The organism is Prevotella sp. MGM1, assembly GCF_002933775.1.
In the GTDB taxonomy this organism is placed as follows: Bacteria; Bacteroidota; Bacteroidia; order Bacteroidales; family Bacteroidaceae; genus Prevotella.
Map to the genome: position 1 here is coordinate 1 of NZ_BEWV01000178.1, position 16732 is coordinate 16732.

Sequence of the window (16732 nt, forward strand, 5' to 3'; positions counted from 1 at the left end):
CAGAGCACGTGATTTGTAATCTCGGGGTCGTTGGTTCGAATCCGACAAGAGGCTCAGAAGCAGAGGCAAGGGAGAAAACATTTTAAGGGTGGTTACCAGAGTGGCCAAATGGGGCAGACTGTAAATCTGCTGTCTTTCGACTTCGGTGGTTCGAATCCATCACCACCCACTCTCTTTCTGAAAAGGAAGTTTTGCGGAAATAGCTCAGTTGATAGAGCACTAGCCTTCCAAGCTGGGGGTCGCGGGTTTGAGCCCCGTTTTCCGCTCTTTGTCGCTGTAATAGCTCAGTGGTAGAGCACTTCCTTGGTAAGGAAGAGGTCCTGAGTTCAACTCTCAGTTACAGCTCTAAAACAATAAATCAAGATTATTCATTAAAATTAAAACAATAAGCTATGGCTAAAGAAAGTTTTGTGCGTACCAAACCGCACGTAAACATTGGAACTATCGGTCACGTTGACCATGGTAAGACCACTCTGACGGCTGCCATCACAACCGTTTTGGCTAAGGCCGGTCTTTCAGAGATTAAGTCTTTTGATCAGATTGACAATGCTCCTGAGGAAAAAGAGCGTGGTATCACCATCAACACTTCTCACGTTGAGTATGAGACAGCTAACCGTCACTATGCTCACGTAGACTGCCCGGGTCACGCTGACTATGTGAAGAACATGGTAACAGGTGCCGCTCAGATGGACGGTGCGATTATCGTGGTTGCCGCTACTGACGGTCCTATGCCCCAGACACGTGAGCACGTGCTGCTCGCTCGTCAGGTGAACGTTCCCCGCTTGGTTGTGTTCCTGAACAAGTGCGATATGGTTGAGGACGAGGAAATGCTCGAACTCGTGGAAATGGAAATGCGCGAGCTTCTCGACCAGTACGAGTATGATGGCGACAACACTCCTATCATCCGCGGTTCTGCCCTTGGTGCACTGAACGGTGTCGCTAAGTGGGAAGAGAAGGTAATGGAGCTTATGGCACAGGTGGACGAGTGGATTCCGCTGCCTCCGCGTGATACAGATAAGCCTTTCTTGATGCCTGTTGAGGACGTATTCTCAATTACCGGTCGTGGTACTGTTGCCACAGGTCGTATCGAGACTGGTGTTATCCACGTAGGTGATGAGGTTGAGTTGCTCGGTCTCGGTGAGGACAAGAAGTCTGTCGTAACAGGCGTTGAGATGTTCCGCAAGCTCCTTGACGAGGGTCAGGCCGGTGACAACGTAGGTCTGTTGCTCCGCGGTATCGACAAGGCAGAAATCAAGCGCGGTATGGTACTTTGCCACCCGGGTCAGATTAAGCCGTTCAAGAAGTTCAAGGCTCAGATCTATGTATTGAAGAAGGAAGAGGGTGGACGTCACACTCCGTTCGGAAACAAGTATCGTCCTCAGTTCTACCTCCGTACAATGGACTGTACAGGTGAAATCACTCTGCCGGAAGGCGTAGAGATGGTAATGCCCGGTGACAACGTAACTATCACTGTTGAGCTTATCTACGCTGTTGCCCTGAACGTTGGTCTTCGTTTCGCTATCCGCGAAGGTGGCCGTACGGTAGGTGCAGGTCAGATTACAGAGATTATCGACGATTAATCGGCATCCTTAAAATCGGCATCCGTGTGGTGCCGATGGAGAAATATCAAAAAGATTCCCGTTCTTTTACGGCGGGAATCTATTTTACGGGATTAGCTCAGTTGGTAGAGCACTGGTCTCCAAAACCAGGTGTCGGGAGTTCGAGCCTCTCATCCCGTGCTAAAAAGAAAGAACGTCATGTTTAAAAGATTTGTAAATTATTGCAAGGCTTGTTACGACGAACTTGCGCATAAGACTACTTGGCCGACGTGGCCTCAACTCACACATAGTGCGGTGATCGTATTATCAGCTTCCTTGGTTATCGCATTGGTGGTTTGGGCAATGGATTTGGTTTTCAAGTTTGTCATGAGTTCTGTTTATCCTAATTAATCATTACTATTTGAGATGTCTGAAACAGGAATGAAATGGTATGTTCTTCGTGCCGTTAGTGGAAAGGAAGCAAAAGTCAAGGAATATCTTGAGGCTGCAATCAAACACGACGATGTATTGGCTGCCAATGTGAGTCAGGTTCTCCTGCCTATGGAAAAGTATGCCATGCTTCGTAACGGCAAGCGCGTTATCAAGGAGAAATTATTTCTTCCCGGTTATGTGCTTATAGAGGCAAACCTTCAAGGCGAAGTCGCGCATACGTTGCGCTTCATGCCGAATGTTTTGGGCTTCTTGGGTGGTTTGGATAATCCAACCCCTTTAAGACAGACTGATGTGAACCGTATCCTTGGCACTGCCGAAGAGACAAATATAGAGAGTGTGGATTTGAACATTCCTTATAGTGTTGATGAGACAGTGAAGGTGACGGAAGGACCTTTCAGCGGATTTAGCGGTATTATCGAAGAAGTAAATGCCGAGAAGCGAAAGTTGAAAGTTATGGTCAAGATTTTCGGACGTAAGACTCCGTTGGAATTAAGTTTTATGCAAGTAGAGAAAGAGTAAGGTACAAATTGTTACGGTGTGCCTGATTCTTTCGTATATAGCAGAACAGATGTAAGTCTGTGACGCATCTATAATCAAATTAATTATTAATAAAGAAATGGCTAAAGAAGTTGCTGGATTAATCAAATTACAGATTAAAGGTGGCGCTGCGAATCCTTCACCTCCAGTAGGACCTGCATTGGGTTCTAAGGGTATTAATATTATGGGATTCTGCAAAGAGTTCAACGCCAGAACCCAGGATAAGGCAGGTAAGATTCTTCCTGTTGTTATCACTTACTACACTGACAAGTCATTCAGCTTTATAATCAAGACTCCTCCTGCAGCTGTACAGCTCAAAGAGGTAGCCAAGGTTAAGAGCGGTTCTGCGCAGCCTAACCGTAAAAAAGTCGCAACTGTGACTTGGGAGCAGGTGAAAGCTATTGCAGAGGATAAAATGAGCGACTTGAATTGCTTCACTGTGGAAGCAGCTATGAAGCTGATTGCCGGAACAGCAAGAAGTATGGGTATCACTGTACAAGGGGAGTTCCCTGGTAAATAATTAATAACTTCAAGAAAATGAGTAAACTGACAAAAAATCAAAAGTTAGTAGCTGATAAGGTTGAAGCAGGGAAAGCATACTCTTTGAAAGAGGCAGCAGAGTTGGTGAAAGAAATAACTACCACCAAGTTTGATGCATCGCTTGATATTGACGTACGCTTGGGTGTAGATCCGCGTAAGGCAAACCAAATGGTTCGTGGCGTGGTTTCATTGCCCCACGGAACAGGTAAGGTTACCCGTGTGCTCTGCCTCTGTACACCGGACGCTGAAGCTGCTGCTAAGGAAGCAGGTGCAGACTACGTTGGTCTTGACGAGTATATCGAAAAGATTAAAGGTGGTTGGACTGATGTTGATGTTATCATAACAATGCCGTCATGTATGGGTAAGATTGGTGCGCTGGGTCGTGTTCTCGGTCCTCGCGGATTGATGCCTAACCCAAAGAGTGGTACTGTGACAATGGACGTTGCTAAGGCAGTTAAGGAAGTTAAGCAAGGTAAGATAGACTTTAAGGTTGATAAGGCCGGTATTGTGCATACGTCAATCGGCAAGGTTTCTTTTACCGCTGATAAAATCTATGATAACGCGAAGGAATTCATCCAGACCATTATCAAATTAAAACCCGCTGCTGCTAAAGGTACATATATTAAGAGTATCTTTATCTCAAGCACCATGAGTAAGGGTGTAAAAGTAGATCCTAAATCAGTTGAATAACTCGTTAAAAGTTTAGTAAAATGAAAAAGGAATTAAAAGATACTATAATTGTAGAACTTGGAGAGAAGTTGAAAGAGTATCCGCATTTCTATTTGGTTGACATATCCGGATTGAATGCAGAGAAAACAAGCGATCTTCGCCGTAAGTGTTTCAAGAGCGATATCAAGATGATTGTCGTGAAGAATACTCTTCTTCATAGAGCTTTCATGGCAGCTGATGTTGATTTCGAACCGTTTTACGGTTGTTTGAAAGGAAATACGGCCGTAATGTTCACAAATACGGCAAATGTACCAGCTAAATTGCTCAAGGAATATACAAAGGAGGGTATACCTGCGCTTAAAGCTGCTTATGCGGAAGAGAGTTTGTTCGTAGGTGCCGATAAACTTGAGGAATTAGCTTCTCTAAAGAGCAAGAACGAACTTATTGCAGACGTTGTGGCATTGCTGCAATCTCCGGCAAAGAACGTTGTTTCTGCTCTCCAGTCAGGAGCAAACACCATTCATGGTGTGCTGAAGACTTTAGGCGAGCGTCCTGAATAAAACTTGGCCTTAGGCATTAAAGTTTAAAAGTCAAATAATTCAACATTAAAAAACATTAAAATTTAGAATAAAATGGCAGATATTAAAGCTATTGCTGAAGAGTTAGTAAATCTTACAGTTAAGGAAGTAAACGAGTTGGCAACAGTCCTGAAGGACGAGTATGGAATTGAGCCCGCCGCTGCAGCTGTTGCTGTTGCTGCCGGTCCTGCTGCTGGTGGCGCTGCTGCCGCAGCTGAGGAGAAGACTTCTTTTGATGTAGTTCTGAAAGAAGCCGGTTCTGCTAAATTGCAGGTTGTAAAGGCTGTTAAGGAAGCTTGCGGTCTTGGTCTGAAAGAGGCTAAGGATCTCGTGGACGGTGCTCCTTCTACATTGAAAGAAGGCATGTCTAAGGACGAGGCTGAGAACCTGAAGAAGACAATCGAGGCTTCAGGTGCCGTAGTTGAGCTCAAGTAATATAGTGCACAACAATAGTTAATGGTTAAGAATCTCTCAGTAGGAGATTCTTAACCTTTTTGTGTCTTTTACATAATAATAAGACAAAAACGGGACAATAGGTCCATTAAGATAAATTCATTTTATGGCTTCAAAATTAATAGACAACAGAGTAAATTTTGGCAGCGTCAAGAATCCGATGCCGTTTCCGGATTTTCTCGATGTACAATTAAAGTCTTTCAAGGACTTCCTGCAATTAGACACTCCGCCTGAAGAACGCAAGAATGACGGTTTGTATAAGGTGTTCTCAGAGAACTTCCCTATCACTGATACGAGAAATAATTTCGTTCTTGAGTTCTTGGATTACTATATTGACCCGCCTCGTTATACAATTGATGAGTGTTTGGAGCGTGGTCTTACATATAGCGTACCTTTGAAGGCTAAGTTAAAACTATATTGTACGGATCCGGATCATGAGGATTTCGGTACTGTCATCCAAGATGTATTTCTCGGCCCAATCCCTTATATGACGGCAAACGGTACGTTTGTTATTAATGGGGCAGAGAGAGTTGTTGTTTCACAGTTGCATCGCTCGCCGGGTGTGTTTTTCGGTCAGAGTGTGCATGCCAATGGTTCTTTGTTGTATTCTGCGCGTATTATTCCTTTCAAGGGTTCTTGGATAGAATTTGCCACAGATATTAACAACGTGATGTATGCTTACATCGACAGAAAGAAGAAGTTGCCGGTTACGACCCTTCTTCGTGCCATAGGTTTTGAAGCAGATAAAGATATTCTCCGTATCTTTGATTTGGCTGATGAAGTAAAAGTCAATAAAGCCAATATGAAGAAGTATATCGGAAGTAAATTGGCTGCACGTGTCCTTAAGAGCTGGAACGAAGACTTTGTTGATGAGGATACAGGTGAGGTCGTTTCTATCGAACGTAATGAGGTCATCATGGAGCGTGAGACAGAGATTACCGAGGATAACATGGATGAGATTTTGGAAAGCGGTGCTCAGACCATATTGGTTCATAAGGATGAGACGGTGGCACAAGACTACTCCATTATATTTAACACATTGCAGAAAGACCCGAGTAACTCTGAGAAGGAAGCCGTTTTATATATTTATCGTCAGTTGCGTAATGCAGATCCGGCAGATGACGCAAGTGCACGTGAAGTCATACAGAATTTGTTCTTCTCTGACAAGCGTTATGATCTTGGCGATGTTGGCCGTTACCGTATAAATAAGAAGTTGGGGCTCAATACCGAGATGGATATTCGCGTCCTTACGAAAGAAGACATAATCGAGATTATCAAGTATCTTATACAATTGATAAACTCAAAGGCTACGGTGGATGATATCGACCATTTGTCAAACCGCCGTGTCCGTACGGTTGGTGAGCAGTTGAGCAATCAGTTCTCCATAGGTCTTGCCCGTATGAGTCGTACGATTCGCGAGCGAATGAACGTGCGTGATAATGAAGTGTTCACTCCTACCGACTTAATAAATGCCAAGACTGTTTCAAGTGTTATAAATTCATTCTTCGGAACGAACCCACTGTCACAATTTATGGATCAGACGAACCCGTTGGCAGAAGTTACTCATAAACGCCGTTTGTCTGCTTTGGGTCCCGGTGGTCTTTCTCGTGAACGTGCGGGATTTGAGGTGCGTGACGTTCATTATACACACTATGGTCGTTTATGTCCTATCGAGAGTCCGGAAGGTCCTAATATTGGACTAATCTCTTCTCTCTGTGTGTATGCTAAGATTAATGAACTTGGTTTCATAGAAACACCATATAGAAAGATTGACAATGGGGTTGCGGATCTCAATAATGATGATATAGTATACCTCACGGCAGAAGAAGAGGAAGACCATATAATAGGTCAGGGAAATGCACCGCTCAATGATGATGGAACATTTATCCGTGATGTGGTAAAATGCCGTCAGGATGCCGATTTTCCGGTTGTTCCGCCATCGCAGGTGGATCTTATGGACGTATCTCCACAGCAGATTGCTTCGATTGCGGCATCTCTCATTCCTTTCTTGGAGCATGATGACGCTCACCGCGCTTTGATGGGATCCAACATGATGCGCCAGGCTGTACCATTGCTTCACAATGAAGCGCCTATAGTCGGAACCGGTATAGAGAAGCAGGTTTGTGAGAATTCTCGTACTATGGTTACGGCGGAAGGTGAGGGAGTCGTGGAGTATGTAGACGCAACGACAATACGTATTCTCTATGATCGTACGGAAGATGAAGAGTTTGTAAGTTTTGAGCCGGCTCTGAAAGAATACAGAATATCAAAATTCCGTCGTACGAACCAAAATATGACAATAGACCTTAGGCCTATATGTAACAAGGGACAGCGCGTGAAAAAAGGCGATATCCTTACAGAAGGATATGCAACCGAAAACGGTGAGCTTGCCCTCGGACGTAATCTTCTTGTTGCTTATATGCCTTGGAAAGGATATAACTATGAGGATGCGATTGTTCTTAATGAACGAATTGTACGTGAAGACGTATTGACTTCGGTTCATGTAGACGAGTATTCTCTTGATGTTCGTGAGACCAAACGCGGTGTAGAAGAGTTTACCAGCGATATACCGAACGTTAGCGAAGAGGCTACGAAGGATTTGGATGATAACGGTATTATCCGTGTTGGTGCACGTGTTGAGCCGGGCGATATACTTATCGGTAAGATATCTCCGAAGGGAGAAAGCGATCCTTCGCCAGAAGAGAAATTACTTCGTGCCATATTCGGTGATAAAGCCGGTGACGTAAAGGATTCTTCGCTCAAAGCAAATCCATCTTTGACTGGTGTTGTCATTGATAAGAAATTGTTTGCCCGTGCGATAAAAAATCGTCAGACCAAGCAACAGGATAAGGCAGTTCTTGCCAAAATAGACGAGGAATATGAGGCAAAGGTAGAAGACTTGAAAGATATTCTGGTTGATAAACTGCTTGCCTTGACAGATAATAAGGTGTCACAAGGAGTGAAGGACTATACCGGAGCGGAGATTATAACAAAAGGTAGTAAGTTTACGATGACCAATTTGAAAAATCTTGAATATGGAGATATTCAGATCAGTAATTGGACTGATGACGAGCATAATAACGAGCTTATTGCCAAGTTGATTATAAATTACATGAAGAAATACAAACTCCTTGATGCTGAGATGAAGCGCAAGAAGTTTGCTATAACAATCGGTGACGAGTTGCCATCCGGTATTTTGCAGATGGCTAAGGTTTATGTAGCCAAGAAGCGTAAGATTGGTGTGGGTGACAAGCTTGCCGGTCGTCATGGAAATAAAGGTATTGTATCAAAAGTTGTTCGTCAGGAAGATATGCCTTTCCTTGAGGATGGTCGTCCTGTGGATTTGGTCTTGAACCCGCTGGGTGTGCCATCTCGTATGAACCTTGGCCAGATATTTGAAGCCATTCTTGGTGCTGCCGGTAAAAAACTCGGAGTTAAGTTTGCTACTCCTATTTTTGATGGCGCAAAACTTGAAGATCTTGCAGAGTGGACAGACAAGGCTGGGCTTCCTCATTTGTGTTCAACCCATCTTTATGATGGTGAGACAGGAGAGCGTTTTGACCAGCCGGCGACAGTGGGAATCACTTACTTCCTGAAGCTTGGCCACATGGTTGAAGACAAGATGCATGCCCGTTCCATCGGTCCTTACTCACTTATTACACAGCAGCCGCTTGGTGGTAAGGCGCAATTCGGTGGACAGCGTTTCGGAGAGATGGAGGTTTGGGCACTTGAGGCATTTGGCGCAAGTCATGTCCTTCAAGAGATACTTACAGTCAAATCTGATGATGTTGTGGGTCGTAGCAGGGCTTATGAAGCAATTGTCAAAGGAGAATCCATGCCGACCCCCGGTATTCCGGAGTCACTCAATGTACTTTTACATGAGTTGAAGGGTCTCGGTTTGAGTGTAACTCTCGATTAATCAGAAACTCTTTACATAAATAATATAGAATAAAGAAAATATGGCTTTCAAAAAAGATTCAAAGATAAAGAGTAATTTCACCAAGATTACCATAGGACTTGCGTCTCCTGAAGAGATTTTGGAAAGTTCTTTTGGTGAGGTGACCAAACCGGAAACAATCAATTACCGTACATACAAGCCTGAGCGTGACGGCTTGTTTTGTGAGCGTATTTTTGGTCCGACAAAGGATTACGAGTGTGCTTGCGGTAAATATAAACGTATCCGCTACAAGGGCATCGTTTGTGACAGATGTGGTGTTGAGGTTACAGAAAAGAAAGTTCGTAGAGAGCGTACCGGTCATATCGAATTAGTTGTTCCGGTAGCTCATATTTGGTATTTCCGTTCTTTACCTAACAAGATAGGTTATTTGCTCGGTTTACCAACGAAGAAACTCGATGCCATTATTTATTATGAACGTTATGTTGTCATACAGCCCGGTTTGATGGCCGGCAAGAAAGACGCGGAAGGCAATGATATGCCGGGTTCAAATATGTTCGACCTTCTTTCAGAGGATGAATATAATAACATATTGGATAACCAGCTTCCTCTTGAGAATGCTTATCTTGATGATAATGACCCGAATAAGTTTATAGCAAAGATGGGTGCGGAAGCTATTTACGACCTTTTGCTCAGAATAGATCTGGACTCATTGTCGTATGAACTTCGTGACCGTGCCAATAGCGACACTTCCGTTCAACGTAAGAATGAAGCCCTGAAGCGTTTGCAGGTTGTAGAGGCGTTCCGTACGAGTAAAGAGGTAAATCATCCCGAATGGATGATTATGAAAATAATTCCGGTTATCCCGCCAGAACTCCGTCCTTTGGTACCACTGGATGGCGGACGTTTCGCCACTACAGACCTTAACGACCTTTATCGCCGTGTTATCATACGTAACAATCGTTTGAAGAGACTTGTTGAGATAAAGGCTCCCGAGGTCATTCTCCGAAACGAAAAACGTATGTTGCAGGAAGCTGTCGACAGTTTGTTCGACAACTCCCGTAAGAGCAGTGCGGTGAAGAGCGACAGCAACCGACCGCTGAAATCACTTTCAGACTCATTGAAAGGTAAGCAGGGTCGTTTCCGTCAAAATCTTCTTGGTAAGCGTGTAGACTATTCCGCTCGTTCGGTTATCGTTGTAGGCCCTGAATTGAAAATGGGTGAGTGCGGTTTGCCGAAATTGATGGCAGCCGAACTCTATAAACCATTCATTATCCGTAAACTCATCGAACGTGGAATTGTAAAGACTGTAAAGAGCGCAAAGAAAATCGTGGATCGCCGTGAGCCGGTTATTTGGGATATTCTTGAAAACGTGATGAAAGGTCATCCCGTACTCCTTAACCGTGCCCCGACACTTCACCGTCTCGGTATTCAGGCTTTCCAGCCGAAACTTATCGAAGGTAAGGCTATTCAGTTGCACCCGTTGGCATGTACGGCGTTCAATGCCGATTTCGACGGAGACCAGATGGCTGTCCACCTCCCATTGAGCAACGAGGCTGTTCTCGAAGCCCAGATATTGATGCTTCAGAGCCATAATATCCTTAACCCGGCTAACGGAGCTCCTATCACAGTGCCTTCTCAGGACATGGTGCTTGGTCTTTATTATATCACCAAAATCCGTCCGGGCGCAAAGGGAGAGGGACTTACGTTCTATGGTCCAGAGGAGGCGATAATCGCTCATAATGAGGGTCGTTGCGATTTGCATGCCCAGGTTCGTGTCATCGTCAAGGACCTTGACGAGAGTGGTAGCCTTGTGGACAAGATGGTAGAGACATCTGTCGGCCGTGTGATTGTAAATGGAATTATCCCGGAGGAAGTCGGATTTGTCAATAAGGTCATATCCAAGAAGAGTCTTCGCGACATTATCGCTGACGTTATTAAGTCCGTCGGTTTTGCCGAGGCGTGCGAGTTCCTTGACGGTATAAAGAACCTTGGTTACCGGATGGCATATCTCGCCGGACTATCTTTCAACCTCGACGATATAATCATACCGGAAGAAAAGGTGGCGCTTGTAGAAAGAGGAAACGAGGAAATCCGTCAGATTACTGAAAACTATAATATGGGATTCATTACCGATACCGAGCGTTATAATCAGGTTATCGACACGTGGACTCATATCAATAACGACCTTGGAAATGTCTTGATGAAAGAGATGACCGAGGCCGATCAAGGATTTAACGCCGTATTCATGATGCTTGACTCGGGTGCCCGTGGTTCAAAAGACCAGATTCGCCAGTTGTCGGGTATGCGCGGACTTATGGCAAAACCACAAAAGGCAGGAGCCGAGGGTGCGCAGATTATCGAAAATCCTATTCTTTCTAACTTTAAGGAGGGAATGTCGGTGCTTGAATACTTCATCTCTACACACGGTGCTCGTAAGGGTCTTGCCGATACGGCCATGAAGACAGCCGATGCCGGATACCTGACACGTCGTCTTGTGGATGTCTCTCATGATGTCATCATCAATGAGGAGGATTGTGGAACACTTCGCGGACTTGTCTGCACGGCGTTGAAAAACGGTGATGAGGTAATATCAACTCTTTATGAGCGTATTCTCGGCCGTGTTACAGTGCATGACATTATCCATCCTAATACGGGTGAAACAATATTGTCGGCAGGCGAAGAGATAAACGAGGCCGCAGCTCAGATAATCGAAGACTCTCCCATCGAGAGTGTTGAGATCCGTTCCGTGCTTACATGTGAGAGCAAGCATGGAGTCTGCATGAAGTGTTACGGACGTAACCTTGCTACCCGCCGTATGGTTCAGAAAGGTGAGGCTGTCGGTGTCATAGCCGCTCAGGCCATCGGTGAGCCGGGTACACAGCTTACTCTTCGTACTTTCCACGCCGGTGGTGTGGCTGCCAATGCTGCCGCCAATGCGTCTATCGTGGCAAAGAACGACAGCCGGATAGAGTTTGAAGAATTGCGCACGGTGCCTTTTGAAGAAGAAGGCCGCAAGTGCGAGATGGTTGTCAGCCGTCTTGGTGAGGTTCGTTTTGTGGACGCAAATACCAATATCGTATTGTCGACGATGAACGTACCTTATGGTTCTTCGCTATATTACAAGACCGGTGACGTGGTTGCCAAGGGCGACAAGATAGCCCAGTGGGACCCGTTCAATGCCGTTATCGTTACCGAGTACTCCGGGACATTGAAGTTCAATGACGTTATCGAGGGTGTGACATTCCGTTCGGAAACCGACGAAACCACAGGTTTGACCGAGAAGATTATCACCGAATCAAAGGATAAGTCGAAAGTACCTACCTGTGACATTATTGATGCCAATGGCAAAAAGGTCGGTACATATAACTTCCCCGTGGGTGGCCACGTGGTGGTGGAAGACGGTCAGACAGTCAAGACCGGTGAGACTCTCGTAAAGATACCACGTGCCGTAGGAAAGGCCGGTGACATCACCGGAGGTCTTCCCCGTGTCACAGAGCTGTTCGAGGCTCGTAATCCGTCCAATCCAGCTGTCGTTTCAGAAATCGACGGTGAGGTCACCATGGGCAAAGTCAAGCGTGGTAACCGTGAGATTATCGTTACGTCAAAGACCGGTGAGCAGCGCAAGTACCTCGTGTCGTTGTCTAAGCAGATACTTGTACAGGAGCACGATGCCGTGCGTGCGGGAACTCCGCTTTCCGACGGCGTAATCACTCCGGCCGACATCCTTGCCATCAAGGGTCCGACAGCCGTTCAGGAGTACATCGTAAATGAGGTGCAGGACGTTTACCGCTTGCAGGGTGTGAAGATTAACGATAAGCACTTCGAGATAATTGTGCGTCAGATGATGCGCAAGGTACAGATTAACGATCCGGGCGATACATCGTTCCTCGAACTCGAAATCGTCGACAAGCTCGACTTTGCCGAGGAGAACGACCGTATCTGGGGCAAGAAAGTGGTGACCGATGCCGGTGACAGCGAGAACATGAAGGCAGGCCAGATCGTCACTGCACGTAAGCTCCGCGACGAGAACTCGTCGCTCAAACGCCGTGACCTTCGTGTCGTTCAGGTGCGCGACGCGGTGCCCGCAACGTCTACGCAGATACTTCAAGGTATCACCCGTGCCGCTCTTCAGACAAAGAGTTTCATGTCTGCCGCCTCGTTCCAGGAGACGACCAAGGTGCTCAACGAGGCCGCTATCCGTGGAAAGGTGGACCGTCTCGAAGGTATGAAAGAGAACGTTATCTGCGGTCACCTTATCCCGGCCGGTACCGGTCTGCGCGAGTATGAGAAGATTATTGTGGGTTCGAAGGAGGAGTACGACCGTATTCAGGCCAACCGCAAGAATGTTCTTGACTTCGCCGAGGAGGCGGTGGAAGCCGCAAAGGAATAAAAAAACAATCATTTTATATCTGTAAACAAGGGCAAATCCCATCATGGGATTTGCCCTTGTTTTTTTGGGGGGCTTTTTCTTGTCAGCGGTTTTATTTTCGTGTTTCTTCCATAATGTGATGTTTGGTTGTCTCCGCGTCGAATTCTTTTTTATCCTTTCACCGGTTGCCTTATCATTATCCGCCGCCATTTTTGCTCTTGTATGGGTATTTATATATCAGTTCTTTTTTATTTATGGTATTCAATCCATGTTCTAAAATTCAGGCGAACGTCGGGTGGTGTATGGTTTTGTCAATTGTTCTGTTTGATGACAGTATAGTCCGTTAAACGAATTTCATGACAAATGTATGCTGTACATAAAACTTTTTCTACATACATATTCGTTTTTTTTCGGCGATTATGTTCCTGATGTTGTATATATATACGTAGTGTGATGACGGTTCTTGCATATTGGTGCAAGGCCATGACTTGTTTATGGTGCGTGAGGCGGCATGTTTCAATGTACCATTTCATTTTGTTTTCAAAGCCTGTTATTCACGCTTTTATGTCAGTTAAAAACGGTTTTTGTATAAAAAAATAAATCTTTGTTGAAAGTGTCTTCTTGCCTTGAAAAATGAAGTGTTGATAATTAGGAATAATTATTACAAAAACGTCTTGAATACTCGATTGTTCTGAAATTTAAAATCTGCGGCCGGAAATATCCATGTATTTCGGTTCTTAACGTAAGTCGCTGTAGGTCAATATGGTACTGCGGTTTGCCGTGGGTATGATATTAATTTCCATTAACGGCCACTGCATTAGGATACCCGTTGTGGTCCGTTTAGCGTCCCGCTGCATTGTAACGGGACGCTAAATGGATTGCAACGGGCTGCTAAACGCATCGCAAAGTGTTGCTAAACGCATTCCAATGAGTATCCCGTTGCAGAAAATCTGCAAGATTATCATTTTGCACAATGCGACATATCGCATTGTGTATCGTACTGATTGTTCTATTTCGCGTAAAACAAAAATGTTAAATCTGTGATATTTTATTTACACTGCGTCTGTTCGTATTATCATACTTTCCATTCTTGTCTTCCCGGCTTCCGTGGTTAAGTATAATTAATTGTTCTTTTTGTGAAGCCTCAGGGCCTTTCGGCCGTTTATTGTCGTTTTTACATGAAAAACGGCATGTTAGGCAAAGATATATTTTTGTGATATATGAATAAATCGTAACTTTGCACCATCAATCGTAGTATAAACTGTTTCATGATAAGACGGGTGACACCGGCTGATGCGCCGGCGATAGCGGACATTTACAACCATTATGTGGTGAACACGGTGGTATCTTTCGAGACGGAGCCGGTCACGGTCGAGGCCATGCGGCGGCGTATCGGGAGCCTGTCGGCCGACTATCCCTATTTCGTCTGTGAGGAAGAGGGGGTGATAGCAGGCTATTGCTATGCCCACGCATGGAAAGAGCGTGCTGCATACGCACATACGTTCGAGACCACGGTATACCTGTCACCGCAGTGCCGCGGCCGTGGGGTGGGGCGGCGGTTGATGGAACGGCTCATCGCTGAGTGCCGTCTTTGCGGTTGCCATGCTCTGATAGCATGTATCACGGCTTGCAATACCGCCAGCCGCGCTTTTCATGAGCGACTCGGTTTTCGTCAGGTATCTCTGTTCCGGAGCGTGGGTTTTAAACATGGCAGCCTGCTTGATGTGGCCGACTATGAACTGTTGCTTATAGAAAACGAACAATAGATAACCGATGACAAATTTAATCAAAAGACTATCCCTTGCGGCTCTCTTGCTGGCGGTCTGTGTGTGCGCGGATGCCCAGAAGTCGCGTAAGCCGCAGAAGCGCGGCAAGTATGAGTTCTCGTTCGACCTGCCATGCTATGTCGAACAGCTTAAAAAAGAACTGACGTACCCGATGGCCTGGGGCAACAGCCACACCCGTAACTTCGGAAAGTGGAAGAAAGAAGCCCGTGCAAAAGTTTTCGAGTGCATGATGGCGCCACCGCTGAAAGCGGCCGCCTACGATATGAAAGTCATTGCCGAGGAGCGCCGCGACGGATATACGGCACGCAAGGTAGAGTTCAACGTAAATGCCTACTCGCGCATAGTGGCTTATCTGCTCGTGCCCGACGGCAAAGGACCGTTCCCGGCCGTCAACATGCTGCACGACCACGGGGGGCATCTTTTTATAGGAAAGGAGAAGATGATACGCCCGTTTGATGAAGATACCGTTGTCACAAACGATGCCGACCGCTGGGTGGAGCGGCTCTACGACAGCAGCTATTTCGGTGATTTCCTTGCCCGTCACGGTTATGTGGTGTTCTCTGCCGATGCCCCGATGTGGGGCGAACGCGGCCGTGAGGAAGGGGTCGATCGTAGCAAGTACGACATCATCGCCGGCAACATGATGATGCTCGGCCGTGATCTCAGTGCGTTCATGACCTACGACGATATCGCCGGTACCGATTTCCTGTCAACGCTGCCTTGTGTCGATGCCTCGCGCATAGGGTGCGCCGGATGTTCCATGGGAGCCTATCGGGCGTGGATGCTCTCAGCCCTCAGCGACAGGGTAAAGGCCGGTGCTGCCATCTGTTGGATGGTGACCACCGATGTTCAGATGTCAGTGAAAGACAAAAAGCGGGAATACGGCGGTTTTGCCAATTGCATTCCCGCCCTGCGGCAGTATCTCGACTATCCTCACATTGCCTCTTTGGCCTGCCCCAAACCGATGCTGTTCATCAACGGCAGCCGTGACCATCTCTTCCCTGTTGACGGTGTGCGGAGTGCGTTCGACACCATGCACGCCGTGTGGGACAGCCAAGGGGCGTCTGGCGATCTTGAAACCGAGATATGGGATATCCCCCACTCATGCGGCTTGAAAGCCCAAGAGCGTGTGCTCGAATTCTTTGAAAAGGTTTTGAAATGAATTTGAATATAGGTATATCAATGTGAAATGACTCATTTCACATTGATATATTCCATATGTCCACATGCGCTTATGGCGAATATCGCTGCTATGAGCGACATGATGTATCTTATGTTTGTTTTTGGCATTGTATTTATATCCTTACCACCTCAGCCTTTCAAAATCTTCCTTTGTCTCGTCGCTGTATATGTAATGCGACGTATGTTCGTTAACACACTTTGCTTTTATTATTCCTTTCGCGAGGTCTTCAAGTTTACATTCAATTATCTTATAATCAAGAAAATCCGTTATAATCAGTTTTTTATCTGTTATGACCAAGTGCTTTATTGTCTTATAAAAGAAAGTATAATCCGGATACGTATGATATATACATCCTTTTGCTATCGGGTTCTTTTTCAAGTCGAGAACTGTCAGCATTAGTTTGAATTCGAACGATGTGAACACGCAGTCAAGCACAACGTTTATTCCATATTCCTTTATCCTCTTTTTCTTGAACAGCCACTCGTTTCTGTATCCACCCTGTCTGAACCGTTGGTGAAGTCCGATAAGTATCTCCGGTTTTACGTCACACACGATATTTGCCAGATAATATCCTTTTTCCAGCATTGTCAGGTAAAACTCATATCGTTCTTCGATGTCCATTGCTATATAACGGCTTTGTTCAGCTTCATCAAAAGGTATTGTAATCTCTATTGTCTTAAAACATTCGCTTAGCTTGACTGTCGGCTCCTTAATCTTTGCGGATAGT

The 16732-nt window shown here is 45.7% G+C and carries 12 protein-coding genes and 4 tRNA genes; 15 read left to right on the forward strand and 1 reads right to left on the reverse strand.

Features of this window, described 5'->3' with window-relative positions; genetic code table 11:
• Positions 1-86 precede the first annotated feature (86 nt).
• The 15 genes from MoGM_RS06890 to MoGM_RS06965 all read left to right on the forward strand — a co-directional run bounded on the left by MoGM_RS06890 (position 87) and on the right by MoGM_RS06965 (position 15984).
• A tRNA-Tyr gene (locus tag MoGM_RS06890) sits at positions 87-169 on the forward strand.
• Between the two features lie 24 nt (positions 170-193).
• Positions 194-266: transfer RNA gene (locus tag MoGM_RS06895), tRNA-Gly, on the forward strand.
• Positions 267-273: 7 nt separating this feature from the next.
• Positions 274-345, forward strand: a tRNA-Thr gene (locus tag MoGM_RS06900).
• A 47-nt stretch (positions 346-392) separates the two neighbouring features.
• Complete coding sequence (gene tuf, locus MoGM_RS06905; protein WP_104369375.1) at positions 393-1580, forward strand: elongation factor Tu; 1188 nt, start codon at positions 393-395, stop codon at positions 1578-1580.
• 86 nt (positions 1581-1666) lie between these two features.
• Positions 1667-1739, forward strand: a tRNA-Trp gene (locus MoGM_RS06910).
• An 18-nt stretch (positions 1740-1757) separates the two neighbouring features.
• Complete coding sequence (secE, locus tag MoGM_RS06915) at positions 1758-1949, forward strand: preprotein translocase subunit SecE (protein WP_104369387.1); 192 nt, start codon at positions 1758-1760, stop codon at positions 1947-1949.
• Between the two features lie 15 nt (positions 1950-1964).
• Complete coding sequence (gene nusG, locus MoGM_RS06920) at positions 1965-2510, forward strand: transcription termination/antitermination protein NusG (RefSeq protein ID WP_104369376.1); 546 nt, start codon at positions 1965-1967, stop codon at positions 2508-2510.
• A 97-nt stretch (positions 2511-2607) separates the two neighbouring features.
• Complete coding sequence (rplK, locus tag MoGM_RS06925) at positions 2608-3048, forward strand: 50S ribosomal protein L11 (RefSeq protein ID WP_104369377.1); 441 nt, start codon at positions 2608-2610, stop codon at positions 3046-3048.
• A 17-nt stretch (positions 3049-3065) separates the two neighbouring features.
• A complete protein-coding gene (rplA, locus tag MoGM_RS06930) occupies positions 3066-3758 on the forward strand; it encodes a 50S ribosomal protein L1 (RefSeq protein ID WP_104369378.1) in 693 nt (230 codons plus the stop codon).
• Between the two features lie 20 nt (positions 3759-3778).
• Complete coding sequence (rplJ, locus tag MoGM_RS06935; RefSeq protein ID WP_104369379.1) at positions 3779-4297, forward strand: 50S ribosomal protein L10; 519 nt, start codon at positions 3779-3781, stop codon at positions 4295-4297.
• A gap of 72 nt (positions 4298-4369) precedes the next feature.
• On the forward strand, positions 4370-4750 hold the full coding sequence (gene rplL / locus MoGM_RS06940; RefSeq protein WP_104369380.1) for a 50S ribosomal protein L7/L12: 381 nt from the start codon (positions 4370-4372) through the stop codon (positions 4748-4750).
• 124 nt (positions 4751-4874) lie between these two features.
• Positions 4875-8687: a DNA-directed RNA polymerase subunit beta gene (gene rpoB / locus MoGM_RS06945; RefSeq protein ID WP_104369381.1), complete on the forward strand. Its 3813-nt coding sequence runs from the start codon at positions 4875-4877 to the stop codon at positions 8685-8687.
• Positions 8688-8727: 40 nt separating this feature from the next.
• Positions 8728-13056, forward strand: coding sequence for a DNA-directed RNA polymerase subunit beta' (gene rpoC, locus MoGM_RS06950; RefSeq protein WP_104369382.1), 4329 nt, complete (start codon positions 8728-8730; stop codon positions 13054-13056).
• A gap of 1247 nt (positions 13057-14303) precedes the next feature.
• A complete protein-coding gene (locus MoGM_RS06960) occupies positions 14304-14801 on the forward strand; it encodes a GNAT family N-acetyltransferase (RefSeq protein ID WP_104369384.1) in 498 nt (165 codons plus the stop codon).
• A 7-nt stretch (positions 14802-14808) separates the two neighbouring features.
• Positions 14809-15984: a dienelactone hydrolase family protein gene (locus MoGM_RS06965; RefSeq protein WP_104369385.1), complete on the forward strand. Its 1176-nt coding sequence runs from the start codon at positions 14809-14811 to the stop codon at positions 15982-15984.
• Between the two features lie 141 nt (positions 15985-16125).
• Here MoGM_RS06965 and MoGM_RS13030 read toward each other — a convergent pair.
• Positions 16126-16732, reverse strand: a 607-nt coding sequence (locus tag MoGM_RS13030) for a hypothetical protein (protein WP_199181774.1), incomplete at its 5' end; no start/stop codon positions are given.

Coding starts and splice junctions, on each gene's coding strand:
- rplK (WP_104369377.1), top strand. CDS start 2,608: ATGGCTAAAGAAGTTGCTGGATTAATCAAATTACAGATTAAAGGTGGC.
- secE (WP_104369387.1), top strand. CDS start 1,758: ATGTTTAAAAGATTTGTAAATTATTGCAAGGCTTGTTACGACGAACTT.
- MoGM_RS06965 (WP_104369385.1), top strand. CDS start 14,809: ATGACAAATTTAATCAAAAGACTATCCCTTGCGGCTCTCTTGCTGGCG.
- rpoC (WP_104369382.1), top strand. CDS start 8,728: ATGGCTTTCAAAAAAGATTCAAAGATAAAGAGTAATTTCACCAAGATT.
- rplL (WP_104369380.1), top strand. CDS start 4,370: ATGGCAGATATTAAAGCTATTGCTGAAGAGTTAGTAAATCTTACAGTT.
- rplJ (WP_104369379.1), top strand. CDS start 3,779: ATGAAAAAGGAATTAAAAGATACTATAATTGTAGAACTTGGAGAGAAG.
- rpoB (WP_104369381.1), top strand. CDS start 4,875: ATGGCTTCAAAATTAATAGACAACAGAGTAAATTTTGGCAGCGTCAAG.
- rplA (WP_104369378.1), top strand. CDS start 3,066: ATGAGTAAACTGACAAAAAATCAAAAGTTAGTAGCTGATAAGGTTGAA.
- tuf (WP_104369375.1), top strand. CDS start 393: ATGGCTAAAGAAAGTTTTGTGCGTACCAAACCGCACGTAAACATTGGA.
- MoGM_RS06960 (WP_104369384.1), top strand. CDS start 14,304: ATGATAAGACGGGTGACACCGGCTGATGCGCCGGCGATAGCGGACATT.
- nusG (WP_104369376.1), top strand. CDS start 1,965: ATGTCTGAAACAGGAATGAAATGGTATGTTCTTCGTGCCGTTAGTGGA.